The 16,955-nt window shown below is 36.5% G+C and carries 13 protein-coding genes; 11 read left to right on the plus strand and 2 right to left on the minus strand.

The features are described from left to right. Positions 1 to 367: 367 nt before the first annotated feature. Positions 368 to 1,297 (plus strand): hexose kinase, encoded by a 930-nt coding sequence (locus D1839_RS05075; protein WP_120378958.1) that lies wholly within the window; start codon positions 368 to 370, stop codon positions 1,295 to 1,297. A 777-nt stretch (positions 1,298 to 2,074) separates the two neighbouring features. Here D1839_RS05075 and D1839_RS05080 read toward each other — a convergent pair. Further along, positions 2,075 to 4,321, minus strand: coding sequence for a helix-turn-helix domain-containing protein (locus D1839_RS05080; protein WP_120378959.1), 2,247 nt, complete (start codon positions 4,319 to 4,321; stop codon positions 2,075 to 2,077). A gap of 1,054 nt (positions 4,322 to 5,375) precedes the next feature. On the opposite strand from D1839_RS05080, the gene D1839_RS05085 reads away from it, so the two are divergent. The 10 genes from D1839_RS05085 to D1839_RS05130 all read left to right on the plus strand — a co-directional run bounded on the left by D1839_RS05085 (position 5,376) and on the right by D1839_RS05130 (position 15,801). Continuing rightward, on the plus strand, positions 5,376 to 6,989 hold the full coding sequence (locus tag D1839_RS05085) for an extracellular solute-binding protein (protein WP_120378960.1): 1,614 nt from the start codon (positions 5,376 to 5,378) through the stop codon (positions 6,987 to 6,989). Between the two features lie 350 nt (positions 6,990 to 7,339). Further along, positions 7,340 to 8,281, plus strand: a complete 942-nt coding sequence (locus D1839_RS05090) for an ABC transporter permease (RefSeq protein WP_286164726.1) — start codon at positions 7,340 to 7,342, stop codon at positions 8,279 to 8,281. A gap of 12 nt (positions 8,282 to 8,293) precedes the next feature. Further along, on the plus strand, positions 8,294 to 9,190 hold the full coding sequence (locus D1839_RS05095) for a carbohydrate ABC transporter permease (protein ID WP_120378961.1): 897 nt from the start codon (positions 8,294 to 8,296) through the stop codon (positions 9,188 to 9,190). Between the two features lie 39 nt (positions 9,191 to 9,229). Beyond that, positions 9,230 to 9,862: a YesL family protein gene (locus D1839_RS05100; protein ID WP_120378962.1), complete on the plus strand. Its 633-nt coding sequence runs from the start codon at positions 9,230 to 9,232 to the stop codon at positions 9,860 to 9,862. A gap of 70 nt (positions 9,863 to 9,932) precedes the next feature. Beyond that, a complete protein-coding gene (locus D1839_RS05105) occupies positions 9,933 to 10,781 on the plus strand; it encodes a sugar phosphate isomerase/epimerase family protein (RefSeq protein WP_120378963.1) in 849 nt (282 codons plus the stop codon). Between the two features lie 61 nt (positions 10,782 to 10,842). After that, entirely contained in the window at positions 10,843 to 11,895 is a 1,053-nt protein-coding gene (locus D1839_RS05110) for a Gfo/Idh/MocA family protein (protein WP_120378964.1), read from the plus strand. 177 nt (positions 11,896 to 12,072) lie between these two features. After that, positions 12,073 to 12,795, plus strand: a complete 723-nt coding sequence (locus D1839_RS05115) for a hypothetical protein (protein WP_120378965.1) — start codon at positions 12,073 to 12,075, stop codon at positions 12,793 to 12,795. Continuing rightward, on the plus strand, positions 12,792 to 13,775 hold the full coding sequence (locus tag D1839_RS05120) for a Gfo/Idh/MocA family protein (protein WP_120378966.1): 984 nt from the start codon (positions 12,792 to 12,794) through the stop codon (positions 13,773 to 13,775). The genes D1839_RS05115 and D1839_RS05120 overlap by 4 nt, the downstream gene beginning before the upstream one ends. 238 nt (positions 13,776 to 14,013) lie before the next feature. Continuing rightward, the gene (locus D1839_RS05125) at positions 14,014 to 15,054 is read left to right on the plus strand and encodes a Gfo/Idh/MocA family protein (protein WP_120378967.1); all 1,041 of its coding nucleotides are present in this window, start codon (positions 14,014 to 14,016) and stop codon (positions 15,052 to 15,054) included. Positions 15,055 to 15,543: 489 nt separating this feature from the next. Beyond that, complete coding sequence (locus D1839_RS05130) at positions 15,544 to 15,801, plus strand: hypothetical protein (RefSeq protein WP_199689973.1); 258 nt, start codon at positions 15,544 to 15,546, stop codon at positions 15,799 to 15,801. A 17-nt stretch (positions 15,802 to 15,818) separates the two neighbouring features. Here D1839_RS05130 and D1839_RS05135 read toward each other — a convergent pair whose 3' ends face one another. Continuing rightward, on the minus strand, positions 15,819 to 16,742 hold the full coding sequence (locus D1839_RS05135) for an AEC family transporter (protein ID WP_120378968.1): 924 nt from the start codon (positions 16,740 to 16,742) through the stop codon (positions 15,819 to 15,821). Between the last annotated feature and the right edge of the window lie 213 nt (positions 16,743 to 16,955).

Consider the following 16,955-nt stretch of genomic DNA (forward strand, 5'->3'; position numbering starts at 1 on the left):
ACCATAAAAATACCCCATATACAGCGACGTGAATTCTAGGTTAAGAGTAAGTTAATATCAAAAGACCTCATTGAGAAAAAACGCATCTAAATGCTTGATTCGTTTGCAACGACTAGTTGTCGATCAGGGATGGCGTGTGACGCAGAAAAAACGTATTGCTTTTCAAAGGAACAGGGAAGCTGTTGCAATGAAACACCGCACGTAGAAAAAGTGTATTTCTTTATCAAGGACGTTGCAACGGCTTGGGCTTTGTGCTAATTCAACGCTGTAGAGCATGAAATAAGTCTCCACTGATTGAATTAGCATTTTCAGGAGGAGTAAGATTATATCAGATTAGAGCACATTGCAGACAAGGAGGAGCAGACTTTTGATTTTTACGATTACGTTAAATCCTTCAGTAGATATTCAATATCGAGTGGCAGATTTTAAAGAAAATACCGTGAATCGAGTGGACGATGTGAGTAAAACTGCTGGTGGAAAAGGGCTTAATGTTGCAAGGGTTATCCGTCAGCTTGATGAGCGGGTTGTTGCTTCTGGCTTCCTAGGCGGAAGTTTAGGTGATTTTATTAGTGGAGAGCTGAAGCAGTTAGATATTCAAAATGATTTTATGGCTATCGAGGGAGATACCCGAAATTGTATTGCTATCATTCATGACGGAAAACAGACGGAGATTTTAGAAAGTGGCCCCGTGATTCAGGAAAAGGAAGCAAACGGATTTTTAACAACGTTTCGTGAGCAAGCCGAACAAGCAAATTGGATCACAGTTTCCGGAAGTTTACCAAAAGGGTTACCTGATGATTACTATCAGAAGATGTTAGTCATTGCGAAAGATGTTGGTACACCAGTTTTATTAGATACAAAAGGAGACTTACTCGCACAAGCATTGCAAAGTGAGACACCACCTTATCTTATAAAACCAAATCAAGATGAATTAGTTGATTTAATCGGAAAAGAAAACCTTTGTATAGAAGATATTAAAGCAGCTGTTCAGTCCCCATTGTTCGCTGGCGTTAAGTGGGTAGTTGTGACTTTAGGAGAGCTAGGTGCAGTTGTGAAACATAAAGACAAGGTATATCGCGTACGATCTCCGAAAATAAATGCCGTTAACCCAGTTGGTTCTGGTGATTCTGTTATTGCCGGTTTTGCAACGGGCTTAACTCGCCAGCTTGATGGCGAGAAACTAATGAAATTCGGTTTGACGATGGGAGTCTTAAACGCTATGGAAGAACAGACTGGTTTTATTAATACCTCTAAAGTAGCTTGGTGTATGGAGCATATGGAAGTAATGGAAATTTGAAAAGTTACTTCTTTTTAAAAATGATAGTATGTGATCCATTCTATCGTAGTCAAAATATGTTGCCTTCTGCGGGAATAATGCGAGCTGAAGAATCCTAGGAAAGTGATCTTTTCTTTCCATAGAAGCTGAGGAGACCTTCTGATAGCGAAGGGTTTTGCCATAGCGATGATAAGATTTTTTTAAAATAAGATAAGAAAAGTATAAAATGAGGTGCTTGGAGATTACGGAATAACCGAATAAGCCACGTCTCCGGCGCATGAGCCCAGCAACGATGCGACTTCACGAATCGCCCTGCGATAAGTCATCATTCGTTCGTACCTCACCGTGATTCCTAAAACTTTAGTTGCTTCGTTCCAGTCGCTACGTTGCTAAATGGGCGCTCTGCGCCTTTGTTCTTACAAACAAGCGAACAATTATACATTGCCCCTGCCAAGTAGATAGTGAAAAATGATTTAAATGGCTTTAGCTATCCATTCCATGGGGCTAAAGCCATTTAACCTATCTTGAATTTCTATCATTCTTGTATAGAAGTGCTTAAAATACAGCGAAACCTTACTGCTCCAGAATACCGATTAATTATACCTTCGTATAATTTTTATCCCGTATATGAGATGCTGTAAGTCTCCTGCTTCAAGAGTTGGATCACCTGTACTGCAGAAGTCTAAGTGGGAGATCACAGCACCTAATTGTCCTATTTCGTAAGTGTCTTTAGGTTATACATTACGGTACTAACAAGCCGTGGGGGATGAATGAAAACCCCTACTGATTGATAACTAATTAAAGAGCAGTGTTCATTTGCTTTTTTCGAAATTGGCTCGGCGTAAGGCCGATTTCTTTCTTGAATCTCCTAGTAAAATTAGCAACATCATAATAGCCTACTTGCTTAACGATTTCTTTAATAGGTATGGAGGTGTTTAATAAGAGGCGTTGGCATTCTTTCATTCTCATATCCCAAATAATTTGCGTAAATGTGTATCCTGTATGTTCTTTAATGAAGCGACTAGTATAGGGTACCGATAAATTTAAATAACCTGCCACTTTTTCTAGACTCAAATCAGGGTTAGTAAACTCTTTTTGTAAATAGTCCAGTAACTGCCGATTTAAGAGATTTTGGTTGTTACGCTTTTTTTGGTTGATTTCTTTACAAATATAAATGGCAATTCTATCAAGCATGTGGTACAACTCATCGATTGATTGGAATTTAAAAATTCGTTTAATATCAGTAACATCGTACAGTAAATGTTGTTCTGCAATCACTTTTAACATCGTATTGGTTAAATCATACGTCATTGCTTTAGTCATATAAATAGGGGCTTGAATCGAAATGGTATAATTTAAAATTTCACTTATCGTTTCATTGGCAACAATATAATCACCTTGCTTTAAACTCTGCGAAAGCTTCACTTGCAAGCTTACAGGAAACCAGGTAGTGGTATTGTTTTGCTGGGTAATCTGGTCAAAGTAAATACAGATCCCCTGATTGGTTATCATGGCATATTCCATTGCAGCTTTCGCCTCAACAAAGGATCGGTTTATTTTTTCTAGTTCGTTATAGGTTTGCCCGACGCCAATGGAAAAATCGCTTTGGAGTATCATACCTTTTACTGTTTGGATGATTCCATCCACATATTGGTGTTGGACTTCTTCATTATCTAAACTAACGATCATACCATAACTGTTATCGTCTGGAAGATCTATACCATATCCAATGCTATTTTTAAATTCAATCTTATCCAATCTAGTATACAAAGAGCTTTGGTCTGAGAAAGGGACATTTTCTCCAAGCTTGGAAATAAGTAAAACAAATACATGTTTATGCTTAAAGTCAACACCTACATCAGCTAATATAGCTACTATTTCGTTTGTGTTTTCTATATTTCCGCTAACTAGTTGCAACAATAATTGCTCTCTTACATAAGGAGCCTGATGCTCCATTTTTAAATACAATTTTTCACTTTTATCTGATATATATAAGATGGACTCGTGAAGACTAGTAAGTTCATCTTTAGCATGGTTAGCAAGATGATTGGAGTCAATGATATGTTTTGCTCTCAATAGGCTTACTAGGTTTTGTAAAGGTTTATATTGGCGACTGCTAACAATTGTTATGATGATGATCCCTATCATTGCAATAGCAATTAAAATGTAAATAATGGCTTGCTGTAAATCCTCTAATTTACCGAAAAATTGATTTGTCGGCATAGCGGTAATAAAGGTCCATCCTGTTAAATCTGAACGAATATAGGCAATGGAGTAATCTTCTCCTGCCATTTTTTTATGAATGACCTCTTGCTCTTTGGTAGCTAACTGTCTTATTTCAGAAGCAGAAACAGGTGCGTTATTTTTTTTGCTCGCTGTAATCATATTTTCATGATGATCGAAGATATAATTAGCTCCATTAAAATCCCCTAGCACATGCTGCACTAGATTATGATATGACTTTTCTTTCATTAAAAAAACAACTTTTCTTTCATTTCCTTGAGATATAGGATAAATGTAAGAAACAATGTGTTCGTCTGTAGATGAAAGTTGGTGTCTATCAAAAACAGGTACGTTACTTTCTTGCACACCTTGCCTTAAATTTTCCGTTTCGCTTTTACTTAAGTTAAATGATTTTTGTGCATATGTATCCAATGTGATTGTTCCGCTCGAGGTATAAATATAAGGGTGACCATCAATATATAAAAATAATCCATCAATACTAGAGTTATTGGCATTATATTTGATTAATTGCTGAATGGCTAGCTTGCTTTCATATGGTTGCATAAGCATAAAAGCTGACATTTTATCATCTGTTGCAATATTGGTAGCTATGCTTTTCATATCCTTTATTCTTGTATCTGATATATCCTTTACTTGTTCCAGTTTGCTAATGTTAGAGGCAATAACTTCCTCTTTTATAATTTTAGTAGCTTCATTATAAACGAAAAAACTAATAGTGATAAATGGAATGAAGAAAATAACTGCATAAGAAAAGAAATATTTGTAAAACAATCGTGTCTTCTCTCCATTTTTTAGCCGCATTTTATTCCCACCACCCCGATCCTTTCTTGCCGTTCATACTTTTCATGTATGTATTCACTATAGCGCATATTTTTAAGCTATTTATTTGAGCCAAAGAATTTTAACATAAAATTAAAACCTGGTTTACAATGTTAAATAATTTGGTTGTTTGTCGTTAGTACTTGCCTCAAATTTTGTCATATGGACCTTTGTTCTAAAAAAAATTACGAACCTAACTTATTGTTTAATGAATTACGCTATTTATTTCGTTTGTGTCACTAGTGTTGCATAAATAATATCTAGATTTTCCTGTTCAGCAGTAGTGGTCGTTATTTTGGTTTAGACGGGTTACCATCTGACTTATATTCATTATAAAGGACTTTTTCTTTGCGGTATAGCAAATTAGTGATTATTCCATATATTTTAAATATTTTGTTTTAAGTAAAGAAAAGTTAATCATTTTGTCTGAAAAATTATTTAAAATATGCAAATAAATTGGGTTTTATTACTTTTATAAGCCTTGTTTGTCTTAAAAATCGACAGTTATTAATTAAGAATTACATGTGTGTACAGATACATATATGGTATATATGTGGCATGTGTTAAGGAGAGCTTCTAATTCAATTTACGTGTCAGTAAAGAAGAATAGGTAAAAATAAACGGCGAAAAAATACTAAATCGTTATACGGTATTAAAAATAATATTTTTGCAACAAAAAGAGGAAGCTATTAAAGCTTTCTATCCATTATGGGTGTTGGAAAAAACGCGGTTATGAAACGGTTAATCCTGAAAAGAATTAGTAACATGCCTCAATAAAGTAAAGAAAAAACAACAGTTTTATTAAGATCGACATAGTTAGAAAAAACAACATATTTACCAAGCGAATGAACCAATGCTATAACCAAGTTAGGACGTTGGTCAATGAAGGAAATCCCAATTATTAAATTGACTATAATCAATTAGTTTTTCGAAGATTAATTGTCATTTTTGGATAGGGAACTGATTTTAACCACGTCGCAGACTTGTTTATTTGCTATCAAGGGTTTCACAATTAAACCGCAAAGGGGATCAGAGGATGAGAGTAAAGTTATTATTCGTTACAATGTTATCTGTAATGATGCTAGTTGCCTGCAGTAATAATGAAAAGGATAAACAGTCAGAAGCAAAGAAAAAATCAGCAGAAAATGTAAATAAAACAGAGATGCCAATTGTAGAGGAACCAATTACATTAAAGTTCTTTGCCAACAAGTCGCCTAATACAGCTGATGATTGGAATGATGTACTACTATACAATGAGTACGAAAAAATGACGAATATTGATATCGAATGGGAAATGGTTCCGTCGCAAGGAATGGCGGAGAAAAGGAACCTTGCTTTAGCAAGCGGATCGTTGCCAGATGCGTTTCACTCTACTAGCATATCATTTGCTGATTTACAAAAATATGGTGAACAGGGTACATTTATTCCTTTAAATGATTTGATAGAAAATTATGCTCCAAATCTAAAGAAAATTTTAGAAGATTATCCTGAAATAAAAAAAGCGATTACGATGCCTGATGGAAACATTTATGCATTTCCTTATTTATTTGAACCCGAGTTTACTTCCGTGCTTATTGGGGCAAGACCGTGGATTAGGGAGGATTGGTTGAAGGCATTGGAAATGGATACGCCAGAGACGGTTGATGATTTCTACAAATACCTGAAAGCTGTAAAGGAAAATGATCCAAATGGAAATAAAAAGGCAGATGAAATTCCTTTTGGGGGAACTTCTATTGATAGATTAATTGCTTGGTTAAGCGGTGCATACGGTTTGCAAAATAGGGGCGCCAGACATCCGTATGTCGATGTAGATTCAGATAGTAACAAATTGCGCTTTGTTCCGACTTCGGATGAATATAAAGAGATGCTGCAATTCATCCATCAATTGTATAAGGAAGGTTTGATTGAAGAAAATATATTCACCATTGAAAACAACCAATATTTAGCAAATGGTTCTAAAGGGTTATATGGTAGTACCGTATATCATAGTCCAGATATGCTCTTTGGAGATATTGGTGAAAAGTATACAGGAGCATCAGCTTTAGAAGGTCCGTTTGGTGATAAGCTCTATTCGCGAATAACTTCACCTGTCATGGCACCAGGAGCTTTTGCTATTACAAGTGCAAACAAACATCCGGAAGCAACTGTTCGCTGGGTAGACTATTTTTATGGAGACGAAGGCGCTAAATTATTTTTCATGGGCGTGGAAGGAAAAACGTACGAGGAAAAAGAGGACGGTTCATTGGAATATGTGGACGAAATTAAAAATAATCCCGAAGGCTTAACATTTGAACAAGCGATAGCTAAATATTTAACATTTCCAGGAGGATTTTATCCTGCTCTCGTTAAAGAAGCCTATTTTAAAGGATCAGAAACCACGAAGATGTCTCAGGAGGCTGTTAAAAAGCTAGAGCCTCATATTATTGAAGAAATTTGGCCAGAGTTTGTTTTTACATCAGAAGAAACCAAAGTGCTTGATAGTGTAGGTAATGATATACACAAGTATATTACTGAAATGCGGGATAAATTTATTGTTGGAGATGTCCCATTTTCAGAATGGGATAAATATGGAGAAACGTTGGAAAAAATGGGCTTAGAAGAATATATGGACATTCAACAAGCAGCTCATAAACGGCTACAGGAGAAGTAATTATTATTTGTTTGCTTGGAGACGATGAACAAAGGTGCGGGTCATCCGTTTAGCAACGTAGCGAATGAAACGAATCAACGAAAGATAAAGGAATCATGCCACTAAAAACAGGTATGCCGCCGCCTTAGTGGCAAGACCGTTTTTAGTCGGCCTTCCTCTTTGTTCCGAACCGATGATGCCTTATCGGATGGTGCATTTTTAAAGTCGCATCGTTGCTGGGCTCATGCGCTGGGCGTGGCTAGTCGGTTATTTTGGTATCCCCAAGCACCTCATTTTATAATTTCGATTTAAAAAGGACGGAGAAATACTTCTCCTTCTCCGTCCAAAATATTTGAAAAGGGAGATGTTTCATGGCACAAACAATGGGCCCAACTTTAAAGCGTAAGCGTTTGGCAACAACTTGGAAAAGTATGAAAAGAAACTGGCAGCTTTATTTACTATTACTGCCAACGCTTCTCTTTTTTACTATATTTCATTACATACCGATGTACGGAGTTCAAATCGCCTTTAAGGATTTTTATGCGAATATGGGGATCATTGGCAGCCCTTGGATTGGTTTTGGTCATTTTGAACGATTTTTTGAATCCTATTATTTTTGGAGACTATTAAAAAATACAATTCTACTTAATTTATACCAGCTCCTTTTATTTCCATTGCCAATTATTCTTGCTTTAATGCTGAATGAGCTGAAGAACAGTGCATTTAAAAAATGGTCGCAAACACTTACATACGCTCCACATTTTATTTCCGTTGTGGTTGTGGTTGGGATGGTCGTAGCTTTTCTAGATCCTATTACTGGAATTGTTAATCTTGCTATTAAAGGTTTAGGTGGCGAAGCAATCCCATTTCTCACTAGTCCAGAATGGTTTCGCCATGTTTACGTATGGTCTGGCGAATGGCAATCATTAGGGTGGGGGACTATTATCTACTTGGCTGCACTTGCTGGAGTTAACCCAGAGCTGCATGAGGCAGCAAAGGTGGATGGAGCAACAGCTTTTCAACGAATTTGGCATATAAATATTCCATCTATTCTACCTACAATTGTGGTTCTGTTTATCTTAAATATCGGTAAATTTATGTCTATCGGGTTTGAGAAGGTACTCTTGATGCAGAATTCCCTGAATTCCGAAACATCTGATATCATTCAAACGTTTGTTTACGAAACTGGTTTGTTAGAGGGACAATACAGCTTTGCTGCGGCGGTCGGACTTTTCGATTCCGCCATTAATATAATACTACTAATCCTGGTGAATTATTTAGCACGCAGAGTTAGTGAAAACAGTTTATGGTAGGAGGGAATCAGGATGGGTAAACGCGGTATTTCAGAAAAAACGTTCGATAGACTAAATATATTATTTGTAATGATGATCGTATTAGTCATTACATATCCGGTTATTTTTATCGTTAGTGCATCCATTAGTGATCCAGCTGCAGTTAATACAGGGAAAATGTGGTTATGGCCAGTCGATATTACATTTGATGGATTTAAAAAAGTATTTCAAAACGAAGCGATCTGGCGCGGATATTATAATACGATCATCTATACACTAGTTGGCACGGCTATTCACTTAGTACTTTTATTACCAGCTTCTTATGCATTATCTCGAAAAGAGCTCAAAGGAAAGAAACTTTTGCTATGGTTTATTTTATTTACGATGCTATTTAATGGAGGACTTATCCCTACATACCTTGTAGTTAAATCATTAGGTATGCTTGATACCATGTGGGCAATTGTAATTCCAGGAGTTGTTGGTGCATGGTCGCTTCTAGTTGCGCGTACTTTCTTTCAACAAAGTATTCCTGATCAGTTAGTGGAAGCAGCAAAGATAGATGGGGCTTCTGATATATTTATTTTCTTCCGTATTGCTCTTCCTCTCTCGGCTCCCTTAATTGCAGTCATGGCATTATTTCATGGTGTGAGCATGTGGAATCAATACTTCGGAGCACTCATTTATCTTTCTGATGAAAGTAAATATCCGTTACAGCTGGTTTTACGAGAAATTTTAATTGTTAATGAAATAAGCGGAGATGGAATGATGGAAGGGGCGGGTACTACAGGATCCTTAGTGGAACAGGTGAAAACAGCAGACTTAATAAAATATGCGGTAATGATTGTATCAGCGTTACCATTATTGATTATTTACCCTTTTTTGCAAAAATATTTTGTGAAAGGTGTCTTGATTGGTTCTGTAAAAGAATAAATAGTACAAATTATTTGACGGCAAAAGGAGTTAACTTTTATGACAGGAGCTATGAGAGGATACTATATGTTTAGTGTCTGGGCGATACGTTTATTTACGTTAAATTGCTTGTGGATAGGTTTTACGATTCTTGGTTTCGGAATGTTTGGTTTGATGCCTGCAACGACAGCTATGTTTGCTGTTACTCGGAAATGGGTCATACAACGAAAGGAAGAGGTGCCTATTTTTCGTACCTTTTGGACAACGTATAAAAAATCCTTTTTGCAAACGAATTTACATGGAATTTTTTTCTTACTAGTTGGATACCTATTATTAACCGAGTTTCGCATTACCCAAGCAGGATCTGGTACAGCTTATACTGTTGCTATGTTTGCCACAGTTGGGGTAATGCTCATTTTTGGAATGGTGTTACTTTACTTTTTTCCAATTTATGTCCATTTTCGTTTGAGTAATTTTAGCTATATAAAATGGTCATTACTCATTGGTATGATTCATCCGGTACTAACGATTTTTCTGATTGTTGCGATAGGTGCTGTGGTTTATTTTATGTATATTTCTATTCCCATATTAATTTTCTTATTTGGTGGGAGTGTGACTGCCTACTTCATCATGTGGGCTGTTTCCAAAACATTTCGTTTATATGAAAAGAGAGAATCTGTTACGGCGTCATAAAGATGACTTTTTCAAGACAGAAATACAAGCTTATGCGATTAAGCAATAAAGAGCAGAAAGGGAAATAACGATGAAAATTAGTGTTAGTATGTACAGTCTTCATGCAAAAGTAAAACAGGGTAATCTATCTATTATACAATTTTTGAATTTCGCAAACAGACTTTCGATAACAGGTGTAGAGCTGCTAGATATATATTGGCAGGATAAAAAACAAGAGCTAAGTCAAGTACAGTCAGCTTTAGAAAGAAATGGATTACAAGTAGCTGCTTATGACGTGACAAATAATTTTGTCCGTTTACATAAGGAAGAACGATTGCATGAAATAAACAAGGTGATGGATGGAATCTATGTTGCTAAACAGCTTGGAACCAATATCGTACGCGTGTTTTGTGGCAATGCTCACGATGCTATTTCTTTTGATGAGGCAAAGACGTACATTGTTGAAAGCTTAAAACAGTGTGCAGAAGTAGCTGAAAGGGAACGCGTGTTTTTAGCTATTGAAAATCATGGGTTACTAGCTGGGAGATCAGAACAAGTTTTAGAAATGATTCGGCTGGTCAATAGCTCCTTTGTTGTGGCAGCATTTGATACTGGTAATTTTTTATTAGTTCATGAACAGCCACTAGTAGCTTTAGAAACATTAAAAAGACAAATTAAACATGTGCATTTTAAAGACTTCCGTAATAAGCAAGCGGGAGAACATGCGCGAACTTTCCATTCAACAAAAGGAAAAGGGTTTATTGGCGTCATTCCTGGGGATGGTCTTGTTGATCTCCGAGCAATTATGAACCAATTAACTATGATTCCTTACGATGGCTGGCTGTCGATTGAATATGAAGGGGACTTTGACCCAGAGATGGCTACTCAAAAAGCAGTCTCCAGGTTAAGAACGTTATTGCTTGAAGCAAATAGGAGTTAAAGCATCGCCAAGCTAAAGGTGTGTAAGAAGTATACTAAACTAATCCAGGGGGAATTTATTTATGTTTAATGTAGGAATCATCGGTGTCGGGTCTATATCGTCGGCGCATATAAATGCATATCTCAACCATCCAGAAGTAACTATTTTAGCGCTGTGCGATATGAATCAACAGCGGCTAGAAGAAAAAGGAGAGGCATATCAAGTAAAGCATTTATATACCAATTATCAAGAGCTATTAGCTAATCCTTCTATTGATGCGGTGAGCATTTGTACATGGAATAACACGCATGCTGAAATGACGATAGCTGCTTTGCAAGCAGGGAAACATGTACTCGTTGAAAAGCCACTTAGTATGACCGTTGAGGAAGCGATCGCAGTGGAAAACGCAGCAAAACAATCAGACAAAATAGTCCAAGTTGGTTTTGTCCGTCGGCATGGAGTAAATGCACAAGTGCTTAAATCATTTATGGACCATGGAGAGATAGGAGAAATCTACTACGCAAAGGCAACTTGCTTAAGAAGACTAGGGAATCCTGGCGGCTGGTTTAGTGAGCGTATGAAGTCAGGCGGTGGCCCCCTAATTGATTTAGGAGTTCATATGATTGACTTATGCTGGTATGTAATGGGTAAACCAAAACCTGTATCAGTGGTAGGAAAAACATATCATAAATTGGGGAATCGCAGTAATATAGAAAATTTATCTTATTATAAGGCTGCAGACTATGACCCAAAACATAATAATGTAGAAGATTTAGCGAGTGCATTCATCAAATTTGACAACGGAGCCTCTTTATTTGTCGATGTTAGCTTCACGCTGCATTTGAAGCAAGATGAGATAAGTGTAAAGTTATTTGGTGACCAGGGTGGTGCAGAACTGGAACCAAGACTTAACATTATTACGGAAAAACACGATACGATCTTAAATATTGAACCACAAATAGACCATTCCTCATTTCATTTTCCTGCTGCATTTTCCAAAGAGATTGCACACTTTGTGGAATGCTGTCAAACTGGTCGGGAGCCAATTGCACCTGTAGCAGACGGAGTTGTGATCATGCGCATATTGGAAAAAATCTATGAATCAGCTCAAACTGGAAAAGAACAAATTTTCTAAGAATACAAGGGTCGGATTTAGAGGATAAGTGAACATGAAAAGTGGCACCAATGTTATAGCTTATGCAAAAATCGAACTATTTCATCTTCATTTTAAAAAAATAGTATGAACAATGAGGACTAGCATGATTTTTTTATTTCATTGCTAGCCAGCCATAAGTAAACAGGAGGAACCAAAATGCAACTTATTATCGTTGATCATTTAAAAAAACTAAAATTAATATCAGAGGGAGCCTCGTATAAAGTGGTGGATAGCTGGGAAGCATTAGACTCCACAGACAGAGTTAATACCTTTTTTGTTGCGAATAATCAAATCGCTAAGGAGGCTGTAAAAAAAGCCGATCGAGTGATTGCACCTTCAACAGAAGCAGAGAAGTTTTTGTCTGCAAAGGAGATGTATGTTTACTTCGATTTAGCTGCATATCCTTTTTTTCAAAAGCTACAACAAATTATCGAGGCAGATGTTAAGAAAAAAGGTGTTTTACGCTTGCACCGTGCAACGAAACAACCAGCATTTTTCCCAGTTTGTAAAGAAGATATCTTAGTTTGTACCTATCTTTTTGGAGAAGTATGTAACTTATATGTGAAGCATAGGAGCAACTCTAAACAGGCACACACTGTTATTATGGTGCAATTCACCACTGGAGCCGTAGCTCACTTGGAATATACTATAACTAATTATGAAAAACTGACGTTTGATTGGAGTGGAGACAGGACGATTGCAGAATTTGATAGCAATGAGATGGCACCAATAAAAACGACGTCTTCTCTAGATTGCTCCGCATCCCTTTATCATACGATTGATACTGTACTTAGTTCTTGTAAGCCGTTAAATAGTAAACTACAAAATAAAATGAATAGCTTGGAAAATCAATTAATGAAAGCAGGTTGGAATCTATGAAGATAGGTATAATGAGCATGGCTCATATGCATGCACATAGTTATATAAAAGCATTAAAAGCAATTCCTCATGTAGAAGTGGTTGGTATATTTGATGACAATCAACAGAGGGGAGCTACTGCTGCGAATACATACCAAACGGTTCACTTTATAGATCAAGCTGCCTTTTTACAACAGGAAATGGATGCTGTCATCATTTGCAGTGAAAATTATAGGCATAAAGAAATGGTGGTCCAAGCAGCAAAAGCAAAGAAACATATTTTATGTGAAAAACCGATTGCAACAAAAGTTGAAGATGCTCTTGAAATGATAAATATATGTAATCACCATCAGGTTATTTTACAAATTGCATTTCCAGTCAGGTTCAGTGCACCTATCAGAGTATTAAAGCAACGAATTGATAATGACGAGCTAGGAGAAATCATTGCCTTTCGCACAACAAATCGTGGACAAAATCCTGGTGGTTGGTTTATTGATGAGCAGAAATCAGGTGGAGGGGCCGTGTTAGATCATACGGTGCATATGGTTGACATTATGCGCTGGTACTCTGGTGAGGAAGTTAGTGAGGTTCGAGCATTCGTTGATTCTTCTTTTCATGATATCGATATTGATGACATGGGTTTATTAACAATTGGATTCAAAAACGGAATTATTGCCTCCCATGACCCAAGTTGGTCAAGATTCCCCGAATATCCTACATGGGGAGATGTAACAATAGAAGTTATTGGAACGAAGAAAACAGTAAAAGTAGATGCTCTGCAAGAACATGTTCGCTTGTATCAACATGGGGACAAGCCGTTGCGACAAGCTTTTTATGGAAATAACATGGATTATGCTTTAATAAACGATTTTGTGGATTGTGTAAAAATGAATCGCAGTCCATCTATTACGGGCATGGATGGCTTAAAAGCAATGGAGGTCGCGCTTGCTGCTTATGAATCAAATCGTAAACAAGAAACGATAAATTTATCCCGCATGTAAGGTGCCGTAAGACTCCCACTTCGCAAGTAGATAATCTGTACAGCTTCAAGTCTAAGTGGGAGAAAACGGCACTTAAATACCTTATTTTGTAAGCGTCCATTCCGCCATGTCATTGTGAAGAATATCTGGTGTTCATTGAAACTCTACCCTTAGCGAGCATGAGCAAGGTATATTGCTGCTATGGAATAAAAAGGGAAGCGAATTATACTCAAATAGTAAGTGTAGGTGAAAATTAACTATGAAAAAAGTAAAACTCGGTTTTATTGGTGTAGGTGATATCGCGCAAAGTAGACATATTCCATCATTTCAAGCTTTAAAGGAGAAAGTGGAAATAGTAGGTGTGCACGATGTGAATGTAACACGGGCACAAGAGGTGGCAAAACAATTTGGTATTCCATATGTGTACTATCAATATGATGATTTATTTCCAAATGTGGATGCAGTTGTAGTTTGTACACCTAATAAATTCCACCATGAAATAGCGATTTCAGCACTAGAAGCGAATGTTCATGTACTTTGTGAAAAGCCAATGGCAATAACATATGAAAAGGCCCAACGAATGCTGCAAGCCGCACAAAAAGCAGATAGATTGCTTGCAATAGCATACCAGTATCGTTTTACAGAGGTAGCACAGCTTGCTAAACAAGCTGTGCTGCAATATGAAATTGGTGAACCATTAGTAACTAGAATCCAGGCAATGCGAAGAAGAAAGGTCCCGGGCTGGGGAGTATTTACGAACAGAGAATTACAGGGTGGAGGGAGTTTAATTGATTTCGGTTGTCATTTTTTAGATTTAGCTATTTGGCTATTAGGTAATCCTAAGCCGATCGAAGTAATGGGGAAAACATATAATCGTTTAAGTAAAACACCACATCAAATAAATGATTGGGGACCATTTGATCACGAAACTTTCGATGTAGATGATCACGTATCGGGCTATATTACATTTGAAAACAACCTCTCCTTATTATTTGAGTGCTCTTGGGCAGCAAATATAAAGGAGGATGTAAAGCATCTAAGTATTAGTGGTGATCACGGTGGGTTAAGTGTTTTTCCTTTTGAATTGTACCAACCTAAACTTGGAACTCTGATGAATAGCATTTCTGAGGCCAAAGCTGATCTAATTAAAGCTGGGATGCATCAGGCTGAAAATTTTATAGATACCTGCTTAGGAACAGATGAATTGGTCGTTAAGCCTGAAGAAGCGTTAAAGGTAACGAAAATGATCGATGCGCTTTATCAAAGTAGCGAGATAGGAACTAGTATTATACTTCAATAAAGTGCAAGGGAGTAGGCGGAAAATTGCAAGAAGTCTACGATTTACTAAATTTATATTAAAGAAGGGTATTTGTGTTTATAAACACAAAAGATTCTCTTTAAATATAAACATCGTCTATCTGATAACAAATGTCCTAATTCTATCTTCAATAACCAGTCTTGAAAAATCTTTTCAACCTAATATATAGACTCTATGGTCCGATTCGGGTAAAGTATGTATAATTGTACGCTATTAGAGTAGAACCCTGTCATTTTTAGGTATAGTAAAAGGGAATTTTAGGTTGATGATAGACCGTGGTAGTACAGTTATAGTTATCTTCTACTCTATCATAGTACCTATACTAGTGAAAATCGGCTCATTATCCTGTTGTTGTAATAAAAATTAGGTTACAATGTAGCGAATAGTGTATGGCTTATTTTCATAGTGTCGTTTACTGATACCAATCTTTACAAAAAATATCAAACTAACTTTATAGGGAGGATCCTTTTATTGTTTGCAGATATAATGTGGGGTAGCTTAGGGATTATACTAATTATCGCCGTATTTCTTACCATTAGAAAAAGAAAGCTGGCGGGGGTAACGGGATTTAAAAGTGCACTTACACCAATTTGTTTCTTTTTGATAGTATTTGTGAACATATTGGCATATTTCTTTGGATTCATGGGATTATTTAGCTGGTTGATTAGTGTTCTTCTGCTTATTTTAGCTGCGTATTTTACAAAATTCTTCTCAGTAGCGACGGACTAACGCCTCTTTGGTTAATATTAAAATAACAGACGTGATAAATAAATAACTGCTGTTACAGTAATGGTACTAAATACAGTAGAAAATAAAACAATTTGTGCGGCAAAGGTTGGGTGATTATCGTATTCTTGTGCAATAACAGAACTGTTTACTGCTGTGGGCATTGCGGATGCAATAAATAGAGCTTGTGCTACAAGCCCGTCCATTTGCAGTAAAAATATAATCCCTAGAGCGACAAGTGGCCCAAGAACGAGGCGGAGAGCTAAGCTTACATAAACGGTTGGCAGACTAGAGCTCAGACGAAGCTGGGCTACTTGAGCACCCAAAGTGAGTAATGCCATGGCCACCATCGCATCAGCAATATAATTAGCCGGAACCCATATAAAAGTTGGAATGGAAACTTCTGTAATATTTAACAAAATACCTGCTACCATGGCATATAGTACAGGCATTTTAAAATAGCTTAGAAATGCTTGGAGTTTACCAATTTTAATCGATTGTAATGAAAAAATGCCATAAGAAAACAAGAGGATATTTTGCAAAGTTAAGATAATAACTTGAATGGACATCGCCAGTGGATCACTTTTAAAAACTAAATCATTCACAGGGACACCATAATTGCCAGAATTAAAGAAAAGGATGCTGTTGGAAAAAGTAGTGGCTCTCCCTTTATCGAAACCGATAAGCTGTGCGGTAATGGTTGCTATTATATAGAGTATAATGATTAATAGAATAAAAAACACCAAAATTTGTAGTAAAAGCTGTCCTGAAAAAGCGGTATTATACAGTTTAACAAAGATAAACCCAGGTACAAGAAAATAAATATTTAGTCTTGCGAGCGTTTGTAAATCAAGATCGAATTTTCGCTGCAAGAAAAAGCCTATCCCCATAATCATAAAAACAGGCAAGATAACATCTTTTAAGATAATTAGAAATTCTTCCAAATCCTCTCTCCTTTCATTGCTTAATAACATTTATTATTTACGACATATTCCTTTAGTTAACATGAGTAAAACGTTATTTTCCATTTATTATGTATATACCAGTTAATTTCACAAATACAAACGTAGGGTAACTAACCTGCTGAAATTTTAAATTCGAGGGCAGCAATCCTTTTTAAAATACGCAAAATAAATGCCGACATATATAATTTCTGT

The organism is Roseburia sp. 1XD42-34 (genome assembly GCF_009917385.1).
Lineage (GTDB): Bacteria > Bacillota > Bacilli > Bacillales > Amphibacillaceae > Virgibacillus.

Bases quoted from the DNA above. Each gene is read 5' to 3' on its own strand.
- D1839_RS05080 (WP_120378959.1), bottom strand. From the start codon at position 4,321: ATGCGGCTAAAAAATGGAGAGAAGACACGATTGTTTTACAAATATTTC.
- D1839_RS05085 (WP_120378960.1), top strand. From the start codon at position 5,376: ATGAGAGTAAAGTTATTATTCGTTACAATGTTATCTGTAATGATGCTA.
- D1839_RS05090 (WP_286164726.1), top strand. From the start codon at position 7,340: ATGGCACAAACAATGGGCCCAACTTTAAAGCGTAAGCGTTTGGCAACA.
- D1839_RS05095 (WP_120378961.1), top strand. From the start codon at position 8,294: ATGGGTAAACGCGGTATTTCAGAAAAAACGTTCGATAGACTAAATATA.
- D1839_RS05100 (WP_120378962.1), top strand. From the start codon at position 9,230: ATGACAGGAGCTATGAGAGGATACTATATGTTTAGTGTCTGGGCGATA.
- D1839_RS05105 (WP_120378963.1), top strand. From the start codon at position 9,933: ATGAAAATTAGTGTTAGTATGTACAGTCTTCATGCAAAAGTAAAACAG.
- D1839_RS05110 (WP_120378964.1), top strand. From the start codon at position 10,843: ATGTTTAATGTAGGAATCATCGGTGTCGGGTCTATATCGTCGGCGCAT.
- D1839_RS05115 (WP_120378965.1), top strand. From the start codon at position 12,073: ATGCAACTTATTATCGTTGATCATTTAAAAAAACTAAAATTAATATCA.
- D1839_RS05120 (WP_120378966.1), top strand. From the start codon at position 12,792: ATGAAGATAGGTATAATGAGCATGGCTCATATGCATGCACATAGTTAT.
- D1839_RS05125 (WP_120378967.1), top strand. From the start codon at position 14,014: ATGAAAAAAGTAAAACTCGGTTTTATTGGTGTAGGTGATATCGCGCAA.